Annotated in this window: 17 protein-coding genes; 15 read left to right on the top strand and 2 right to left on the bottom strand. The window is 70.1% G+C overall.

Translation table 11 applies throughout. The features are described from left to right. Both VFE05_23405 and VFE05_23400 read left to right on the top strand, forming a co-directional pair. The coding region (locus VFE05_23405) for an HD domain-containing protein (protein ID HET6233044.1) at positions 1-690 on the top strand (690 nt) is incomplete at its 5' end. 34 nt (positions 691-724) lie between these two features. Then, positions 725-1,990 carry a hypothetical protein gene (locus tag VFE05_23400; GenBank protein ID HET6233043.1) on the top strand — a complete coding sequence of 422 codons (1,266 nt, stop codon included), beginning with the start codon at positions 725-727 and terminating at the stop codon, positions 1,988-1,990. 74 nt (positions 1,991-2,064) lie between these two features. On the opposite strand, the gene VFE05_23395 is transcribed toward VFE05_23400, so the two are convergent. Both VFE05_23395 and rpsT read right to left on the bottom strand, forming a co-directional pair. After that, complete coding sequence (locus VFE05_23395) at positions 2,065-2,922, bottom strand: hypothetical protein (protein HET6233042.1); 858 nt, start codon at positions 2,920-2,922, stop codon at positions 2,065-2,067. A 168-nt stretch (positions 2,923-3,090) separates the two neighbouring features. Continuing rightward, positions 3,091-3,357: a 30S ribosomal protein S20 gene (rpsT, locus tag VFE05_23390; GenBank protein HET6233041.1), complete on the bottom strand. Its 267-nt coding sequence runs from the start codon at positions 3,355-3,357 to the stop codon at positions 3,091-3,093. A gap of 143 nt (positions 3,358-3,500) precedes the next feature. Here rpsT and VFE05_23385 point away from each other — a divergent pair, with 143 nt between their 5' ends. The 13 genes from VFE05_23385 to VFE05_23325 all read left to right on the top strand — a co-directional run. Next, positions 3,501-4,157, top strand: a complete 657-nt coding sequence (locus tag VFE05_23385; GenBank protein HET6233040.1) for a site-2 protease family protein — start codon at positions 3,501-3,503, stop codon at positions 4,155-4,157. Positions 4,158-4,160: 3 nt separating this feature from the next. Continuing rightward, a complete protein-coding gene (locus VFE05_23380) occupies positions 4,161-4,904 on the top strand; it encodes a segregation/condensation protein A (GenBank protein ID HET6233039.1) in 744 nt (247 codons plus the stop codon). Between the two features lie 16 nt (positions 4,905-4,920). Next, positions 4,921-5,460, top strand: coding sequence for an SMC-Scp complex subunit ScpB (gene scpB, locus VFE05_23375; GenBank protein HET6233038.1), 540 nt, complete (start codon positions 4,921-4,923; stop codon positions 5,458-5,460). After that, a complete protein-coding gene (locus VFE05_23370; protein ID HET6233037.1) occupies positions 5,450-7,693 on the top strand; it encodes a pseudouridine synthase in 2,244 nt (747 codons plus the stop codon). Before scpB ends, VFE05_23370 begins: the two co-directional genes overlap by 11 nt. A gap of 146 nt (positions 7,694-7,839) precedes the next feature. Continuing rightward, the gene (locus VFE05_23365; GenBank protein ID HET6233036.1) at positions 7,840-9,444 is read left to right on the top strand and encodes a hypothetical protein; all 1,605 of its coding nucleotides are present in this window, start codon (positions 7,840-7,842) and stop codon (positions 9,442-9,444) included. A gap of 7 nt (positions 9,445-9,451) precedes the next feature. After that, positions 9,452-10,957, top strand: a complete 1,506-nt coding sequence (locus tag VFE05_23360; GenBank protein ID HET6233035.1) for a HEAT repeat domain-containing protein — start codon at positions 9,452-9,454, stop codon at positions 10,955-10,957. Positions 10,958-11,137: 180 nt separating this feature from the next. After that, the gene (locus VFE05_23355) at positions 11,138-12,223 is read left to right on the top strand and encodes an LPO_1073/Vpar_1526 family protein (GenBank protein ID HET6233034.1); all 1,086 of its coding nucleotides are present in this window, start codon (positions 11,138-11,140) and stop codon (positions 12,221-12,223) included. A gap of 389 nt (positions 12,224-12,612) precedes the next feature. Further along, positions 12,613-12,777, top strand: coding sequence for a hypothetical protein (locus tag VFE05_23350; protein ID HET6233033.1), 165 nt, complete (start codon positions 12,613-12,615; stop codon positions 12,775-12,777). 48 nt (positions 12,778-12,825) lie between these two features. Next, on the top strand, positions 12,826-13,005 hold the full coding sequence (locus VFE05_23345) for a hypothetical protein (GenBank protein ID HET6233032.1): 180 nt from the start codon (positions 12,826-12,828) through the stop codon (positions 13,003-13,005). A gap of 45 nt (positions 13,006-13,050) precedes the next feature. Then, entirely contained in the window at positions 13,051-13,224 is a 174-nt protein-coding gene (locus VFE05_23340; GenBank protein HET6233031.1) for a hypothetical protein, read from the top strand. Between the two features lie 447 nt (positions 13,225-13,671). Further along, a complete protein-coding gene (locus VFE05_23335) occupies positions 13,672-14,664 on the top strand; it encodes a MoxR family ATPase (protein ID HET6233030.1) in 993 nt (330 codons plus the stop codon). Between the two features lie 14 nt (positions 14,665-14,678). Further along, positions 14,679-15,635, top strand: coding sequence for a DUF58 domain-containing protein (locus VFE05_23330; GenBank protein HET6233029.1), 957 nt, complete (start codon positions 14,679-14,681; stop codon positions 15,633-15,635). Continuing rightward, a partial coding sequence (locus VFE05_23325) for a hypothetical protein (GenBank protein HET6233028.1) occupies positions 15,632-16,324 on the top strand: 693 nt, incomplete at its 3' end. The genes VFE05_23330 and VFE05_23325, both read left to right, overlap by 4 nt.

The raw sequence follows: 16,324 nt of genomic DNA, 5'->3' as shown, positions 1-16,324 counted from the left end.
CTGGACCAGCTGGTGGAGACGGTGAGCGACCTGGCGCTGCGCACACTGCTCACGCGGTGCGTGGGGAAGAAGACCACGCTGGGCAAGCAGTTCCGCATGCACCCCGCGGCCAAGAAGAACCACCACGCCTACCTGGGCGGGCTGATGGAGCACTCGCTCTCCGTCGCCAGGAGCGCCGACCGGCTTGGTGCGCACTACCAGTCGCAGGGCGCGCGCATAGACCGCGACCTGCTGGTGGCGGGCGCGCTGCTGCACGACATCGGCAAGGTGCGCGAGCTGGCTGCGCACCGCACCATCATGTACACCGACGAGGGCCAGCTGCTGGGCCACATCCTCATCGGCCTGCAGATCGTGACGCGCGAGGCAGAGGCGCTGCCGGGCATCTCGCCCGAGAAGCTGCTGCACCTGCAGCACCTCATCGCCAGCCACCAGGGGCGCCACGAGTGGGCCAGCCCCAAGGTGCCGCAGACGCTGGAGGCCATGATCCTGCACTACGCCGACGACCTGGACAGCAAGATGAATCCCGCCATGGCCGCGCTGGCGGCGGTGGACGAGGGCGCCTGGTCGGCGTACGACCGCGGCATGGAGCGCGCGTTCTTCCAGCCGCCGGCCTTCCCCAACGTGCCCGAGGTGGAGCCGGTGGCGCCGGCCGAGCTCGCGGGCGTGCTGATCGACCTGTTCCGCGGCTGAGGCCACGCCGCGTCCTTCCACACGGAAGATCCCGATGACTGCTGCGAACGCGTCCGGCGAGCCCACGCCGGTGCACGACCTGATCCGCCAGCGCGAGCAGCTTCGCGGCTGGATCGCCAAGCTCGACGAGGTGCGCACCGAGGCTTCGGAGCGCGTGGCCGAGCGGGTGCGCGGCGACTACCAGGCCCGCCTGGCGCGCGTGACCGAGGAGCTGGGCACGCACCGCGAGGAGCTGGACCGCAACCTGGCCGCGCTCCGCACGGGTATGGACGAAGCCGATGGCCGCCGCGCCGCCGCGCTCGACGCGCTGGAGGAGACCCGCCTGCGCCACGTGATCGGCGAGCTGGACGACGCGGCGTGGGACGAGGCGCGCCCGGGGATGGAGAACGACGCCGCCACCGCCGAGGAAGAGCTCGGCCGCGCGCGCGACGAGGTGGAGCGCCTCTCCCGCCTCCTCGCCGAGATCGGCGGCGGCGACGCCGCGGATGCGGAGCCGCAGACGGGAGATGGACAGCCCGCAACGGCTTCCGACGCCTCGTCGGACGCATCCGCTTCGGCCGATGCGGATGGTTCGGGCGATGTGACCGCCGCGGCGGGCTACGACGACGACCCGGCCGTCGAAGCCGAGCCGGTCGACGTGGAGCCGATCGGCGCCGACGTCGCGGCGCCCGAAGCCATCGCGGACGACACCGACTTCGAGGATGCGGAGGAGGAGATCGCACCCGAGATCGACGCCGGCGAGCCGTTCGCGGAGCAGTACCCGTCCGAGGCGGCCGCAGCGAACGCGTCCGCCGAGCCCGAAGGCGACCCGTTCGGCAACGAGTTCGCCGCGGACGCGACCGCTGCGGCCGGTGAAGAGGCGGCGGACGAGGAAGATGTGGACCTGCCGTGGCTGGACGCGCTGGATCGCCAGACCGCCGCGTGGGACGCCCCCGCCGCGCCCAAGGCTCCGGGCTGGGACGCGCCGCCCGCGAAGCCCTCCGCTTGGGACGCGGGCGCCGAGAGCGACGGGCTGGAGTTCCTGAACGACGTGGACGTCGGCCCGTCCACCGTCGGCAAATCCTCAGGCAGCGCTGCGGATGCGGGCCTGGCGGCCGACGACCTGGCATTCCTGGAGGAGCTGGACCGCGCCATCTCCGGCTCGCCCACGCCTCCTCCCGCGCCGAGCGGGCGGGGCGGGGGAGACGTGCCCACCCTGCCGTCCGGCGCCCCCCCCGCGGGCCGCCTGCTCTGCAAGGAGTGCGGCGCCCTCAACGAGCCCCACGCCTGGTACTGCGAAGTCTGCGGCTCGGAGCTGTAGCGAACCGCGCGACAGTCGGAGAATGCTGAAGGCCCGCTGAGCGATCTCAGCGGGCCTTCTCTTTTATCCTCCGTCTACTCGTCCGGACGGGTGAGCGTAGGGTCCGGATCACGCTCGCCCGCTTGCTCTACTTCTTCTCCGTCGCTGCCGCCGCGACGGTGCGTGGTCCGAGCGGGGCCGGCGTGAAGTTCGGTCGTGGGGTCTGCGGATCCGTGTTCAGTCCACCCTTGATGAACTTCCCTTCGCGCAGCGGTGGTGTGTGGCTCTGAGAGTCCATCGCCAGCTCCTACGTTATCCGGAGAACGTGATGGGAAGGGCTCGATGATGATCGAATCCGCCTCCCTCGCCAGGAATACACGATCTGATCTGTACAGTTCCCGTCCCGTGCTGCCTTCGAACGTGACCACATCCCGGAGGATGAGCTGGGGTTTGTCCGCCATGTCGGAGAACGCCTCAACCCAGCCGAAGAACATGAGATCGTAGCGCAGGTCACGAACCGTCACCCATCCACTGGTGCCTGGAGCGTTGAAGAGGAGTGCCCACAGGTCCAGCTCGCCGATCTTGCGCGAGATGTGCCACCGCTTCGCTAACCGGTGGAGCACCTTGTGAGTGGCGAAAGCCGAGACGGTACCGGCCAGCGCGACTGCGGAAACGGCAGCGAGGAATATCTCTCCCCATGCAATCCGCGCCTTGACGTCGAGCAGGGCGTCGAAGAACGTGAGCGGGAGCGGCCGGTAAGGGCTCCACGGAAGTTCGGCTACCGCATCGACAAGCTCCCTCGCGACGTAGAGGGTGAGGTACGAGCCGATCCCCAGAAGAAAGGCGTGCGTCAGGAACTCAACCGCCTTGCGTTCTTTGTGCACCGTCAGCGCATCCACCAGGAGCGCGCAGAGCACGCCGGGGAAGAACAACAGGAGGACGCGAACCGTCAAGGCGGAAAGCTCCACGTGCCGGCCTCATGTGAACGGTGGTGGTATGAAAGAAGTTGCTGCCCGACCGGGAGCCGGGCTCGTTCATTGTTGCGGGTGCTGCTGTGCTCGCGAGAAGGCCCGCCGGCTCTGGGAGCGGGCGGGCCTTCTGCTGTCTTGCGGCGCTGCTGCTTACGCGGCGGCGGTGTCGAGCTTCCGGATCATGGCGGTCAGGCGCGACTTGGCGCGGGCGGCCTTGTTCGGATGGATGATGCGCTTGGCAGCAGCCTTGTCGAGCATGCGGGCGGCCTCCTGAAGGGCGGCGGCGCCCGTCTGGGCGTCGTCCGCCTGACGGACCTTCTTGAGCGCGGTGCGGAGCCGCGAGCGATACTGCCGGTTGCGGTCGGCGCGGATCGCACTGGTCCGCATCCTCTTTTCGGCGGACTTGACGTTCGGCAAGGTTTCCTCCAGCGGGATCGTTGCGGCGCACCCGGGCACGGGCAACGCCAGAAAGCACGAAAGCTACCCGCCAGCGGCGGACCTGTCAACCCCGCGCGGGCCCGCTTTTGACAACGCCCGGCACGCGCCCTAGCTTGCGCGCCATGCCAGACCCACGCTACCTCCTCCTCAGCCTTCCCATCCTTATCCTGTCGTTCACCGTGCACGAGTTCGCCCACGCGTGGGTCGCGCTCAAGCAGGGCGACGACACGGCGTACATGCTGGGGCGCGTGACGCTGAACCCCGCCGCGCACATCGACCCCGTGGGCACGCTGCTGCTGCCCATGATCGCCATGCTCACCGGGGCGCCGCTGCTGGGCTGGGCCAAGCCGGTGCCTACCACGCCGCGGAAGTATCGCAACTACAAGCGGGGCGACCTGCTGGTCTCCATCGCCGGCGTGGTGGCGAACTTCGGGATGGCGATCGTCTTCACCCTGCTCTGCGTGGCGATGATCTGGGCGTACCGCCTGGCGCCGGGAGCAGAGGGCGTGTGGAACACGCTGCTGCAGATGTTCGACATCGGGGTGCGGCTCAACATCCTGCTCATCCTCTTCAACCTCATCCCCATCCCGCCGCTGGACGGGTCGCGGGTGCTGGTGCACTTCCTCTCGCCCAAGGCGGCGCTGAGCTACCGGGAGATGAGCCGCTACGGGATGGCGGTGCTGATGCTGCTGGTGTTCGTGGGCGGCTTCCGATTCCTGACGCCGCTCACGAACGGCATCTACTCGGTGTTCCGCGGCTTGCAGGAAGTGCTGGTCTGACCGATGGAGGCCGCGGGGACGGTCGCGCGCGATCCGTACGAGGTGGACCTGGAGCGATTCCACGGGCCGCTGGACCTGCTGCTGCACCTGATCCGCAACCAGGACATCGACATCTTCGACATCCCCATCTCGCGGATCACGGCGCAGTTCCTGGCGGCGATCCGCAGCGTGGAGCACCTGGAGCTGGAGCGCGCGGGGGAGTTCCTGGAGGTGGCGGCCACGCTGATCCGCATCAAGGCGCAGATGCTCTTCCCGCGCCACGGCGACGCGGGCGACGAGGAGGACCCGCGCGCCGAGCTGGTGCGGCGGCTGCTGGAGTACGAGCACTTCCGCGAGGCGGCCCGGCACCTGGAGCAGGCGGAGCGCGTGCGCGCCCGGCTGTACGGCCGCGGCTTCGTGGAGGTCCGCCCGGCGCCGCGGCTCGCGGACCTGCCGCTGACGACGGAGTGGGGCGAGGTGTGGACTGCGGCGATGCTGCTGGGCGAGCGCCTTGCCGAGCCCGCGGCGGGCTACCACATCCACGGCCAGCCGGTGCGGGTGGATGAGAAGATGGCGCTGGTGCAAGAGGCGCTGGAGCGCTCGCGGCGCGTGGAGCTGGCCGCGCTGGTGGCGCCGTGGGGGACGCGGATGCACGCGGTCGTCACCGTGCTCGCGTGCCTGGAGCTGGCGAAGCGCAACACCGTGCGCCTGCGCCAGGTTTCGCCGTTCAGCCCGCTGTGGATCTTCCGCGCGCGCGAGGGCCAGTGACGTGCGCGTGAGCCGCATGGTCGAGGCGCTGCTCTTCGCCAGCCAGGCGCCGCTGAGCGCCGAGGACCTGGCCCGCGCCGAGGAGGGATTGGACGAGCAGCGGGTGGAGGAGGCGGTGGCCGAGCTTCGCGCGGAGTACGAGCGCGAGGAGCGGGCGTTCGCCGTCTTCGAGGTCGCCGGCGGCTGGCAGCTCCTCACGCGGCCGGAGTACGCGCCGGTGCTGGAGCGCTTCGACACGGTGCCCGCCGCGTCGCGCCTGTCCGCGCCCGCGCTGGAGACGCTGGCCATCATCGCGTACCGCCAGCCGGTGGGCCGCGCCGAGGTGGAGGAGATCCGCGGCGTTGGCGCCGGCGGCGTGCTGAAGACGCTGCAGGAGCGCGGCCTGGTGGAGGTGGTGGGCCGCGGCGAAGGGCTTGGCCGTCCGCTGCTGTACGGCACGACGCCCTTCTTCTTGCAGCATTTCGGGTTCCGCACCATCGACGACCTGCCCCGCTCCGAGGAGCTGCCGGTGGTGCTCGCACAGAGAGACAAGGAAAGTGGGTCGCATGCCCAGTAAGCCCTCCGCCCGTGGCGGCGAGGTCCGCCTGCAGGCCTACCTGGCGCGCGCCGGGATCGCCTCGCGCCGCGCCAGCGAGGAGCTGATCGCGCAGGGACGCGTGTTCGTGAACGGCGCCAGCGTGACGGCGCCGGGCACCAAGGTGCGCCCCGGCCACGACGACGTGCAGGTCGACGGCAAGTCCGTGGAGCAGGTGCCGCTCACCTGGATCGCGCTGCACAAGCCGCGCGGCTACGTGACCACGCGCATCGACCAGTACGGCCGGCAGACGGTGTACGACCTGCTGCCGGAGAAGTACGCCTCGCTCTTCCACGTGGGACGCCTGGACCGCGACAGCGAAGGCATCCTGCTGATGACCAACGACGGCGACACCGCCCACCTGATGCTGCACCCCAGCTACGGGACCACCAAGGAGTACCTGGCCGACGCGATGGGCCAGCTCTCGAGCGAGGAGACGCGCGAGCTGGTGCGCGGGGTGAAGCTGGAAGACGGGGTGGCGAAGGCCGAGTCGGTCACCCGGCTGCACCAGGTGGACGAGGGCGTCTTCCGCATCCGCATCGTGCTGCGCGAGGGGAAGAAGCGCGAGATCCGGCGCATGCTGGAGAGCATCGGCCACCCGGTGCGGCGGCTGATCCGGCGGCGGTTCGGGCCGGTGGAGCTGGGCGAGCTGGGCCTCGGCAAGTGGCGCGTGATCGGCAAGCACGAGCTGGACGCCGTGCGCAACGCCAAGCCGCGCGCCAAGGCCGCCGACGGGTCCGACGACAAGGTGAAGGATGCGTATCCGCGCCGCCGCCCGCCCACGGTGGACGAGATGCGCGGAGCGCGGAAGGCGACGGCGGGGAAGACGGTGGACGGAGAGCGCGTCCGTCCGTCCGCTCGCCTGCGTCCCGCGCTGGTGCCGGAGGATGGCGACCGGAAGGCGCCGCGCTCCCGAACCGCGAAGGCGGTGGAGAAGGCGTACGAGGCGAAGTCGGCCGGCAAGCGCGGCCACGCTTCGGGCGACGAGCCGCCGAAGCGGAAGACGGCGCCCGGCAAGTGGGAGCGTCCCGCCGAGGGCGCGTCCGCCGCGCCGCGCGGCCGTCCGGGCGCGAAGCCGGGCCGCAGCGACGGTCCCGGGCGCGGAAAGCGCGATGACACGCCTGTGAAGCGCGGCAAGTGGTCGGAAGATGCGGACGCGCCGCGCAAGTCCGCCTCTCCTCTCGGCCGTGAGTCCGCCGAGGACCGCGGGCTGCCGAAGACGGACTGGCGGGCCCGCAGCGTCGCCGCGCGCGAGAAGGCCGAGGCGAAGCCTGCCGGCCGTGGTTCGGCGGACGATGCGGTGCGGCGTCCGCTGTCCGAGACGCGGCACGAGCGTCCGGGCTCCGCGCCTCGCCCCAGCAGGGACGCGGCGGATTCGGGAGATGCGGGGCGGACCGCGCGCCATGATCGTCCCGGCAAGCCCGCGGGTGCCGCTCGCCGCCCGGAGCGCGACGACGCGGCAGATGCGCCGCGCGGGAAGTTCGGCTCGCGCGGCAGCGCCGACCGGCCCGAGCGTTCGGGCCCGGCGCGGAAGGGCGCCTCGTCCGACGCTCCGTTCCGCCGCGGCGCCGAGTCCGCAGATGCGCCGCGTGGCAAGCGTCCCACTCGCGATGATGGGGATGCGCCTCGCGGCAAGCGTCCGGCCCGCGACGACGGGGATGCGCCGCGTGGGAAGCGTCCGCCCGCGCGCTCCGGCGCCGCGTATCGCCCCGAGCGGCCGGACAGGCCGAACCGCGCGGAGCGTTCCGAGCGCGCGGAGGGCCATCGCGCCGGCCGCGGCTCGTCATCTTCCTCTCCCCGCCGCCCCGACCGCGACGACGCCGGTGATGCGCCGCGGCCGAAGCGTCCCGCCGCGCCGGGCCGCCCGTCTCGCGACGCGGCGGATACGCCACGCGGCAAGCGTCCGGCGGCGTCCGGCCGTCCGCCTCGCGGCGACGCGGCGGAGGGGCCGCGCAACAAGCGGCCTTTCTCGAAGGACGAGGGCGCGATGCTGCCCCGCAGCAAGCGTCCCGCACCACCCGCGCGCGGCCGCGGCGCCCCTGCGGACGAGACGGACGAGTGGCGCTCAACGTCCAAGCCCGGCCGCGCTCCCCGCGGCGAGGGAGACGGTCCGCGCGGCAAGCGTCCGCCGTCCGGCGGCCCGCGGAAGGGGCCCGGCGGCGGCCCCAAGCGCGGCCCCGGCAAGCCCGGCGGGCGGCCCACCAAACGCAGCTGATCCGCACCCACCGAATCCCGTAGCCCACTCCACGTCCCGGCGGCCACACCGCCGCCGGGACGCGCACACACTCCGCATCCTTCTGCGTTTTCATGGACATACAGGGGTCACGCGTTCTCATCCTCGGCGGGTCGGGGCTCGTCGGCATGGCCATCGCGCGCGAGCTGCTGCCGCACCGGCCGGCGGCGCTCGTCATCTCCGGCCTCACGCAGGCGGAGGCGGAAGGCGGCCTCGCCGAGCTTCGCACGGAGCCCTCGGCGCAAGGTGTGGAGCTTTCCGCCGAGTGGGGCGACGTCTTCGTCCCGCACGCGCTGAAGGACCGGCGCCGGGCGGAGATCCTGGCCGATCCCGCGGCCCGCGCGCTGATCCTGGAGGAGCTGTACGCCCCGCCTGCGGATGACGCGGTGGAGAGATCGGCGCTCGGTCATCTGCTGCTCACGCATCGCCCCGACCTGGTGGTGGACTGCATCAACACGGCGACGGTGTTCGCGTACCAGAACATGTTCGCCAGCGCGTCGGGCCTGCTGGAGAAGTCGAAGGCGGGCGAGGCCGACAACGAATCGGTTGAGCGGCACCTCGCCACGCTTTATCTTCCCCAGCTGATCCGCCACGCGCAGATCGCGCTCGATGCGATGAAGCGCGCGGGGACGCGGATGTACCTCAAGATCGGCACGGCGGGCACCGGGGGCATGGGGCTGAACATCCCCTTCACGCACTCCGAAGAGCGCCCGTCGCGCGTGCTGCTGGCCAAGTCGTCCCTCGCCGGCGCGCACACCCTCCTGCTCTATCTCATGGCGCGCACGCCCGGCGCCCCCGCGGTCAAGGAGATCAAGCCCACGGCGGCCATCTCGTGGAAGCGCGTGGGCTTCGGCGAGGTGAAGCGCGCCGGGAAGCCCATCCGCCGCGTCGATTCTACCGTGCCGATGCGCGTGGAGACGGCGTTCGACGCGTCCGCCCCGGAGTCGTGGTCCGACACGGGCGAGGCGCTCACGGGCGTCTTCCTGGACGCGGGCGAGAACGGCCTCTTCTCCCCGCCGGAGTTCGAGACGCTGACTGCGTTGGGGCTGATGGAGTTCATCACCCCGGAGGAGATCGCCGCGAACGCCGTGCGCGAGGTGCGCGGCCACCCCACCGGCCGCGACGTGATCGCCGCGCTCGATGCATCCACCTCCGGCCCCACGTACCGCGCCGGCGTGCTGCGCGAGAGCGCCCTGGCCCGCATGGACGAGCTGGAGGACGCGAACGGCGTCTCGTCCATCGCCTACGAGATGCTGGGCCCGCCGCGGCTCGCCAAGCTGCTCTTCGAGGGCGCCATCCTGAGCCGCCTGCACGGGGGAGACCTGGGAAGCGCCGCATCTCTCGACCCCGCCGAGATGGCGCGGGCGGCGGAGGCGCTGGTGACGGGAGATGCGGACCTGCGCACGCGCATGCTCTCCATCGGCCTTCCCGTCCTGCTGGCGGACGGCGCGCGCGTCCTGCGCGGCGGTGACGTGAAGGTGCGGCCCGAGGAGGGCGAGCACGGCTGGCAGTGGGCGGCCGACAACGGCTGGGTGGACCTCCGCGCCGCGAACTGGGAGCGCTGGCGCGGGCGGCTGGGGCAGATCCTCCAGCGCCTGGACGGGCTGGTGGACCCGGACGGCGGCAGCCGGTGGGACGTGGAGCCGTGGGAACGAGCCCGGCGCATTCGCCCGGGCGCGCTGGCCGCGTGGATCTTCCGCTACGAGGACGGGGGAGAACGCATCAAGCGATGAGCGAAACGTGAGCGGGGGCCGGTCCACGAGCGCGGTGGTGGGCGATCTCGCCAAGGGCTATGCCCTGGCCGAGTTCTACCCGCTCACGCATCCCACCCTGGCGCAGGCGCTCCACAAGCTGGAGGCCGACCTGCTCACGCTGGGCATGGACCTGCGCTGCGACGTGGGCCGCGGCGGCTTCGCCACGGGCACCGAGCCCCTGGCCCGCCGCTCGCCCCACGCCGCCCGCTTCGCCGCGCGCCTGGCGGAGCAGGGCGTGTCGTCGCTCGTCCTGCGGCGCGAGATGGGCGCGGAGTCGCTGGGACGCTTCCTCTCCGCCGCCACGCTGCCGCCGCGGGTGGTGCGCGCGGCGGGCGGCTTCCACGCGGTGCTCACCGCGGCCGGGGCGCGCGGCGTGGTGGTGAACGGCTCGGTGGTCGACCCGCCCGTCGCGGCGGAGGAGCCGCTGGCGGAGGAGAAGGACGACGTGATCCTTTGGTCGACCGCCGACATGTACGACCAGGTCCGCGAGTCCGCCACGCGCGTGGAGCACGAGGACGCCGAGGAGCTGCGGCAGATGCTGCACGCCGGCTCCGACTCCGAGCGGCTGGAGGCGCTGGAGCGGCTGGAGTACGTGGGCCGCTGGGCGGTGGAGCAGGGGATGGTGGACCGCGTGATCGCGCTGGTGGAGGACCTCCGGCGCGACGCCGAGCACCTGGGCGCGAAGAGCCCCGCGGTGCGCGGGCACGTGATGCTCGCCATCCACCGCCTCGCGAACCGCCGGCCGGTGATCGACGAGCTGGTGGCGCGCCTGGGCCGCGCGCGGACGGAGGAGGAGCGCGCCAGCCTGCGGGCCACCGTGCTGTACCTGGGCGCCGAGGTGGTGCAGCCGCTGGAGCACGCGCTCACCGCCGCATCCGACCTGTCCGCGCGGCGGGCCTACCGCGACGCGCTGGTGGCGCTGGACCACGTGGGCGTGCCGCTGCTGGAGGACATGGTGGGCGACGAGCGCTGGTTCGTGGTCCGCAACATGGTGGGCATATTGGGCGAGATCCGCAGCGCCGACGCGCTGGACCACTTCACCCGCACCATCCGCCACTCCGACCCGCGCGTACGCCGCGAGACAATCCTGGCGCTCAGCAAGCTGGGCGGCGAGGAGGCGGTGCCGCTGCTCGTGCGCGGCCTCTCCGATGCGGAGTCCGGCCTGCGCGCCGCGGCGGCGCTGGGGCTGGGGCTGACGAAGTCCGGCGCAGGCGTCACGCCCATCCTGGCGGTGCTGGGCCGCGAGACGGACAACGAGGCGTGCCAGGAGATGATCCGCGCGCTGGGCCGCATCGGCGACCCGCGCGCGGTGCCGGCCCTGGCGGAGCGCGCGGGCGGCGGCTGGCTCTCGCGCACCCCCACGCAGATTCGCGTGGAAGCCGTCCGCGCCCTCGGCGAGATCGGCGGCGAAGCGGCCCGCGCCGTCCTCCAGCGCCTGGCCAAAGACCGCGACCACGACGTGCGCGAGGCGGTCGGGAAAGCGTTCGGCTAGGTTGACCTGCTTCGCTCGACGCCACTGAACTGGCAAGTGGGCGACAAATCTGAAAACCGATCACAGTGTTTCCGTATCTGACTCCGGCCCTGCTTGCCTAATTTGATGTTGGGCTGCACTTCCTTTCAGACTGGTCGTCAGTACCGCTGTTGGTAGAACTATTCTCGAAGGTGTAATGCCATGGAACCGAGCGAGATCATCGCGGGCGGGGTCATAAGCGGAGTGGCTGGCGAGGTTGCGAAAGCGCTGTACGTCCGCACAGCACAGCCGCTCATCGAACGGTACTTCGGCAAGCATCTTTCCGTTGCACATTCCACTGCGGAATCGAACGTACTTGCTTTCCTTGCGGTCCTTGCCCAGAACTTAAAGCGAGGTGAACACGATCCGACGGAGACAGACACCGCCTCCAAGGTGACTCAGGGCCTAGAAGATCCAGATGCCGCTTTCACCTTCCGACAAGCGATTCTCTCCGGTGCCCGTACCAGCAGTCGCGAGCGACATGCGATTCTAGCCCGCGCAATTTCTGAGCGCCTTAGTTCCGACTCGGGCTCGACTAAAGCTGTCGCGAGCAACCAAGCAGTAGAACTCGTGCATTCGCTGTCTGGCGCACACCTAGAACTCCTGGGCCTAATCGCGCTGTTGTATCACATTCGTCCGTGGCATCTTGTTCCTCCTGACGCGGGGAGTGAATCAGAAGCCGTCGACCGATCTGAGGCTGCGAACCAAGTCGGGCAGCAACAAGCTGTGGCTTACGGGATCTGGTTTCGTGAGCAACTCAAACTGTACTCATTTCCGATACCAGGCATAGAGTCTCATCTCATACATCTGAGTGGCTCCGCTTGTATTGTCTTCGAACGCAAGGTAAGACGGAACTTCTATAGTGCTACGAGGCCGTACCGGAAACCAGTCGTAAGACGGGTGAATACCCCTTTTTATATGGCGCTTCCTTACGAATTAGGTAGTGCGACATGGGAATTCGTGGATGGAGCGACGCGATTCGACGAGTTCTGGGAACGGTACCTCCAACACGCTTTCCCCACTCCCGTCGGTATGCTAATTGGAGTAGCTGTTCACGGAATCAAGAGTGGGGAGGAGTTGCTATCAGGTTGGGAGTGGTCTGAAGATTTTGGTCTGGAAGACGCGACGGTGAACGACGACATATGGGATGGCAAGGAGATAACGGAGAAATTTCTTTCCGTCCTCGACCGAGCGATAGTCGACCGCGCTCAACGACGTGTTCGCCCGTGGGCTCCGCTCGATGAATAGGTACTTCGGCGAGTTTCAGGACGGTTGATTGTTCGCAAGCACTCGCGACGTACGGATGGAAAGCGGTCGCGCGGCCTAGTAGTGTTCGGCTTTCCGGCGCGGGTTTGCAGCGTCTCGGCAACGGTCGTGACGTCCGATAGCGGTCGCGAAGGCGCTCGGCTGAGCGATCGCTGCCCGGCATCTTCCGTGACAGCATCCTCAGGAAGCGATCCATGCCTCGCGGTTTTTGCGTCCGCAGCTGAGACACGGGGCCGTACTGCTCCGCGTCTTCGCCGCTCTTGTGCTCTCTCCTTTAACGACGTAAGGTGCAGCGTTGCTGTGGGGCTGCTGCATCTCGGCCGGGCCGAGTCCGGGGTTCGGCGGAATCACCTTCCTCGCGAGGAGAGAGCATGAAGCTGACGATCGATTCTGAGCAGCTTAACGTGGAGAGCTTCGACCCCGCAGCCTCCGACTTCACCGATCCGACGCGACCGATGTTCGGCGCGATCGCGACGGTCCCGGACTACTGCACCGACTCGCCGACGTGCATGTACAACTGCAATCTCACGCGGTGACGCGCAGCCCGGCTCCCGCTCTCTTCTCGCCTTCCGAAAGGAACTGATATGCAGATCAAGCTCTTCCCCTATGACCTCTCCGTCGAGTCGTTCGACACGGTGCCGATCCTTGTCACCAGCGGCACGGAGGCCGACTTCATCGCCGCGTCGGGCACGCTCACGCTGGAGGGCGGACCCACGTGCAAGCCCATCGAGTGCCCAACCGAGAACACGCAGCGGCTGCGGTAGGCGACGGTCCATCTCTCCAAGTAAACCTCATCGTGGAGGCCAGGTATGAAGAGCAAGCTGGACGTGGGATCGATCGACGTCGAGTCGTTCGGAACGGTCGACGTGCCCGGAAGCGAGGGCACTCCGGAGTTCAACATCTTGCCCACGGGCCACATCTCGTGTCAGTACAAGTGCATCTACTCGCTCTCCACGTGTGACGGAGAGGTCGGCTGCGGCTGAGGCGGCCGAACGGCGGGGATCCGGAATGCAAACGCTCGCTTAGCGATACCCGCCCGCCCGACGCCGGGGGGTGCGGGGTTCGCGGACCCGCGGCTCAACACTCCAGACGGAGAAGCAGCCGTGCAACGCAAACTGGACGTTTCATCGCTCTCGTAGAATCGTTCGGGACCTCGGACACGCCGCAGCCCGCGCCCGCCGACGGAGGGCCGGCCTTCTACATGAAGCCGGACCCCACCGATGGTGGGTCGTGTCCCGGGCCGTGCCTGTACTCCCTGGACGTGTGCTACACGACGACCGACATCCAGCCCCGCCTCTGAGCGGGCGGCCCGGCACGGGAACGAAAACGCTCCATTCGGGATACGCCAACGGCCCGGCACGGGATTTCCCTCGTGCCGGGCCGTGTCCGTTCCGTGCAGCGATATCCAGTCCGTTCAGCCGAGGCCGTAGATGATTCCGACCGTGCCGTCCCCGCCCGCCGCCACGCCGGGCGTGCGCAGCGACCTGCTCCAGCGCATCGCCCGCGAGATGGGCAAGCGCGTGGTGGGGCAGGACTACATGATCGAGCGGCTGCTCATCGGCCTGCTCACCGGCGGGCACGTGCTGTTCGAGGGGCTGCCCGGCCTGGCGAAGACGCTGGCGGTGAAGACGCTGGCGGAGACGATCCACACCACCTTCGCCCGCATCCAGTTCACGCCCGACCTGCTGCCGGCCGATGTGGTGGGGACGACCATCTACAACCAGCGCACGGGCGAGTTCGTGCCGCACCGGGGCCCCATCTTCGCCAACATCGTGCTGGCTGACGAGGTGAACCGCGCCCCGGCCAAGGTGCAGGCGGCGCTGCTGGAGGCCATGCAGGAGAAGCAGGTCACCATCGGCGGCGAGACGTATCCGCTGCCGCAGCCGTTCCTGGTGCTCGCCACGCAAAACCCCATCGAGCAGGTGGGCACGTACCCGCTGCCCGAGGCGCAGGTCGACCGCTTCATGCTCAAGGTGCGCGTGGGCTATCCCACGCGCGACGAGGAGAAGGAGATCCTGCGCCGCATCTCCGGCGGCAACGACATCCCCATCTCGCCCGTCGCCACGCCGGAGGAGATCCTCCAGGCGCGGCAGGTGATCGCGGGGCTGTACCTGGACGACAAGATCGCGGACTACATCGTGGACCTGGTGAGCGCCACGCGCGACCCCAAGGCGCACGGCGCGGCCGAGCTGGCGCCGCTCATCGAGTTCGGCGGGTCGCCGCGCGCCACCATCGCCCTCGCGGTCTGCGCGCGGGCCCATGCGTTCCTGCGCGGCCGCACCTACGTGGCGCCGGAGGACGTGAAAGCCATCGGGCCCGACGTGCTGCGCCACCGCGTGGTCACCACGTACGAGGCCGAGGCGGAAGAGATCACGTCGGACGACGTGGTGGCGCGCATCTTCGAGCTGGTCCCGGTGCCCTGAGCGGGGCGCGACCGGTGCTGAGCCTCTTCCGCCGCCGCAGGGCGAAGCCGCCCGCGGTCCCGCCGCCGCGCAGCGACGACGCGCTGGCCGACGTGCTGCGCCAGGTGCGCCGCATCGAGCTGCGCACGCGAGGTCTCGTCACCTCGCGCTTCAGCGGCGAGTACCACTCCGTCTTCAAGGGCCAGGGCATCGAGTTCGTGGAGGTGCGCGAGTACCTGCCGGGCGACGACGTGCGCACCATCGACTGGAACGTCAGCGCCAGGACGGGCGAGACGTACGTGAAGAAGTACATCGAGGAGCGCGAGCTGACGGTGCTCCTCGCCGTGGACCTCTCCGGCTCGCAGCGGTTCGGCACGCGGGGCCGGTTCCGGTCCGAGCTGGTGGCCGAGGTCGCGGCCACGCTGGCGATGTCCGCCGTGCGCAACAACGACCGGGTGGGCCTGCTCGTCTTCACCGACCGCATCGAGGCCTTCGTGCCGCCGCGGAAGGGCCGCCGCCACGTGCTGCGCCTCATCCGCGATCTGCTGGCGTTCGAGCCGGCGGGCTCCGGGACCGACCTCGCCGCGGCGGTCGCGTACGCCACGCGGCTGCTCCGGTCGCGGTCCATCATCTTCCTGCTCAGCGACTTCCAGGTTTCGGGAGATGCGGCGCCGTTCGAGAAGGCGATGGCCACGGCGTCGTTCCGCCACGACGTGATCCCCATCTCCCTCACCGACCCGGCGGACGTGGATCTTCCCGACGCCGGCCTGCTGCGCGTGGTCGATCCGGAGACGGGAGAGCGCGTGACGGTGGATTCCAGCAATCCGTCCGTCCGCCGCGCGTTTGCGGAGTCGGTGGACGAGGAGCGGGCGAGGACGCGCAGCCTCTTCCGGCGCTTGGGGATGGACGAGGTGGAGCTGAGGACGGACACGCCATGGTCCGCGCCGCTGCTCGCCTTCTTCCGTCGCCGCGAAAGCCGCCTCCGCCGATGAGCAGCCATCTTCGTCCGCTCCTCGCCGCCGCGGCGCTGCTCGCATCCCCCGCGCTCCTCTCGACGGAGGCGCGCGCGCAGGCGGCGGACACGAGCGTGCACGTCGCGGCGGGCGTGACGCCGGACACGGTGACGGTCGGACAGCCGTTCCGCTCCCTGGCGCGCGTCACCGTGCCCGCGGGCGCGACGCTCTCGGCCCGCGTCGCATCTCCCGACAGCGATGCGTACCAGCTCACAGACTCCGTCGCGGTCCAGCCGTTGGACAGCGCTCGGACGCGGTGGTCCGTCGCGATCCCGCTGGTCGCCTGGCGCGCGGACTCGCTTCCGCTGCCGCCCGCAACGGTGAAGCTGGCGGTCACGCGCGCGGACGGATCGTCGCTGGCGATGGGCTACGGGCTCGCGCTGCCAGCCGTCCGCTCCGTGCTCCCGGCGGACACGGCGGGGCTGCGGCCCAAACCTGCCAAGGACGTGCTGGACGATGCGCGCGCGGTGAGCTACACGCTTCTCATCGCCGCGATCGCGCTCGCCGCGCTGCTGCTGATCCTGCTCGTCGCGTATCTCGTCCGCCGCTTTATGCGGAGACGGAGAGAGGCGACGACGGAGACGGACGCGCGCGCGGCGGCGCTGGCTGCGCTCGACCGCGCGCGGGCATCGGGCTTCGCCGAGCGGGGCGACTGGAAGGGCTTCTAC

Source organism: Longimicrobiaceae bacterium (assembly GCA_035696245.1).
In the GTDB taxonomy this organism is placed as follows: domain Bacteria; phylum Gemmatimonadota; class Gemmatimonadetes; order Longimicrobiales; family Longimicrobiaceae; genus DASRQW01.
This window is presented reverse-complemented; position numbering and strand designations above follow the sequence as displayed.